The following is a 2,402-nucleotide window of genomic DNA, read 5'->3' on the forward strand; positions in this document are numbered from 1 at the left end:
ATGGTCTCGCCCTCCAGCAGCACGCGGGGCCGGGTGATGACGAGGTTCTTGTACTTGCCCTCGGCGACCAGGCTAAGGCCCGCGGCTATGGCCAGATGGGTCTTGCCCGTGCCGGTGGGTCCGACGCCGAACAGCAGCGACCGGTCCGAATGCAGCAGGGCGTTCATGAAGGCGACCTGGCTCAGCGACATGGGTCGCACCGCCTGGTTGATGCCCTTGAGCCGATAGGCCAGATCGAACTTCAGGGCCTTATCGAGCGCAACGCCGGTAGCCTCGGCCACCAGGTCGTGGTGTCCAGGCGTCGCGGCCTGCGCCATGTCGACGATCTTGCCGGCGATCGTCGCGGCCAGGTTCACGGCCAGCGCGTCGCCCACCGCCCGAAGGCCGCCCGGCCCCAGGGTGATCTGCACGCGATAGGGGCGCAGCGCGGTTTCAATGGAGCGGGCCGTCGACTCCCGCCCGGCCGCCAGGCGCTCGACGAGGTGCGGCGGCAGCGGAACGTCCCGCGAGCAGGCCGGAGGGGTCAGGTCCCCGGTAAAGTCCACAGCATGTCTCCCGTGACGCGGCGACCGCGGTCACCGGCAGATCACGGCAGACTCCCATACGGGCGGGGACGTGGCCTTTGATTCAGAACACAGACTCCCCAAAATGGGGGAACCTACGCGCCCCAGAACCCCACCAGTTTCCGGACCTCGGCCACGGTCGGGGCGGCGACGTCGCGCGCCCGTTCCGCGCCCTTGGCGAGAATCCGGTCGATCTCGGCCGGATCGGCCAGCAGGGCGCGCATGCGCATCCCGACCGGGGCCAGCTTCTCGACTGCCAGGTCAGCCAGGGCCGGCTTAAACGTCCCAAAGCCCTTGCCGGCGTATTCGGCTAGAACCTCCGCCTTGGTCCGACCGTCGAGGGCGGCGAAGATGCCGACGAGATTGTCGGCCTCGGGGCGGGTCGCCAGTTCTTCCAGGGTTTCGGGCAGGGGCTCGGGATCGGTGCGGGCCTTCTTGACCTTGGTGGCGATGGCGTCGGCGTCGTCGGTCAGGTTGATGCGGCTATAGTCCGACGGGTCGGACTTGCTCATCTTGGCCAAGCCGTCGCGCAGGCTCATGATCCGCGCGCCCGGGCCCTGGATCAGCGGTTCGGGCTGCGGGAAGAAGGCCGGGGCGGCGAAGTCGTGATTGAACTTGGCGGCGATGTCGCGGGTCAGCTCCAGGTGCTGCTTCTGGTCCTCGCCCACCGGCACATGGGTGGCCTTGTAGATCAGGATGTCGGCGGCCTGCAGCACCGGATAGGTGTAGAGGCCGACGCTGGAGCGCTCCTTGTGCTTGCCGCTCTTTTCCTTGAACTGGGTCATGCGGTCCAGCCAGCCGAGGCGAGCGACGCACTGGAAGATCCAGGCCAGCTCGGCATGCTCGGGCACGGCCGATTGCGGGAAGATGGTGGCCTTGGCCGGGTCGAGGCCGGCGGCCAGATAGGCGGCGGCGATCTCGCGGGTCTGCTGGGCCAGGGCCGCGGGCTCCTGCCAGACGGTGATGGCGTGCAGGTCGGCGACGAAGATGAAGGTGTCGATCTCGTGCTGCAGCCGGGCGAACTTCACCAGGGCGCCGAGATAGTTGCCCAGATGCAGGGCCCCGGAGGGCTGCACGCCGGAGAGCACGCGGGCGGGGCCCGCATAGGGAACGGGAATGTGGTCGGTCATGGCTTCAGCCTTGGAGCTCGAACAGGGAAATGGCGACGGCGCGGGGGCGCTGTCCGCGCGAACGCGCGGCGATCCGGGTCAGAAGAAGCTGCGCCATCGCGCTGCGAAGGATCCGTTCAGGGCCATGGCTGCTGGTTAGCCGCCCCGGACCCGGAGGGCAAGTCGCCTCAGCCGCCCCGTCCGCGCCGGAAGATCGTTCGCGCCTCGGCCAGGGTGACGCCGCCCGAGGCCAACAGCAGGCCCGGATAGATCAAGGCCGCCAGACCGCAGGTCGCCAGAATCGCCAACTCCTTGGCCGAGCCCAGTCCCAGGGCCAGGATCGGGGCCTCGATCGCCGGCCGCCAATGCGACAGGGCCGCCAGGATCAGGCCCAGGGCGACGCTGGCCGCCAGCACCCTCACGATCTTGCCCCAGGCCGCCGGGCTAGGCGCGTAGTCGCCGCGACGCCCCAGGACCACGGTCATCTGCAACACGTTCAGCCACGAGGCCGCGCTGGTCGCCGCCGCCAGACCCGCGACGCCGAACACCGGGAACAGGGCCAGGCCCAGCACGATATTGGCCGCCACCGAGATCAGGGCGAACCGCATCGGGCCCTTGGTGTCGCCCCGCGCGAAGAAGGCCGGCGACAGGATGCGGGCCAGGACGAAGGCCGGGGTGCCCCAGCCGTACTGCATCAGGGCGTCGGCCGTGGCGCGGGCGTCGAAGGCCG

General features: G+C 69.6%; 3 protein-coding genes. All 3 read right to left on the bottom strand.

What is annotated here, in order from left to right:
- The coding region (locus CSW58_RS12930; protein WP_143755212.1) for a PhoH family protein at positions 1–545 on the bottom strand (545 nt) is incomplete at its 3' end.
- A 113-nt stretch (positions 546–658) separates the two neighbouring features.
- The gene (gene trpS, locus CSW58_RS12935) at positions 659–1,693 is read right to left on the bottom strand and encodes a tryptophan--tRNA ligase (RefSeq protein ID WP_099447560.1); all 1,035 of its coding nucleotides are present in this window, start codon (positions 1,691–1,693) and stop codon (positions 659–661) included.
- Between the two features lie 167 nt (positions 1,694–1,860).
- A partial coding sequence (locus CSW58_RS12940) for a lipid II flippase MurJ (RefSeq protein WP_201721676.1) occupies positions 1,861–2,402 on the bottom strand: 542 nt, incomplete at its 5' end.

It is taken from the genome of Caulobacter sp. B11, from assembly GCF_002737765.1.
GTDB lineage: Bacteria > Pseudomonadota > Alphaproteobacteria > Caulobacterales > Caulobacteraceae > Caulobacter.

Coding starts and splice junctions, on each gene's coding strand:
- trpS (WP_099447560.1), bottom strand. CDS start 1,693: ATGACCGACCACATTCCCGTTCCCTATGCGGGCCCCGCCCGCGTGCTC.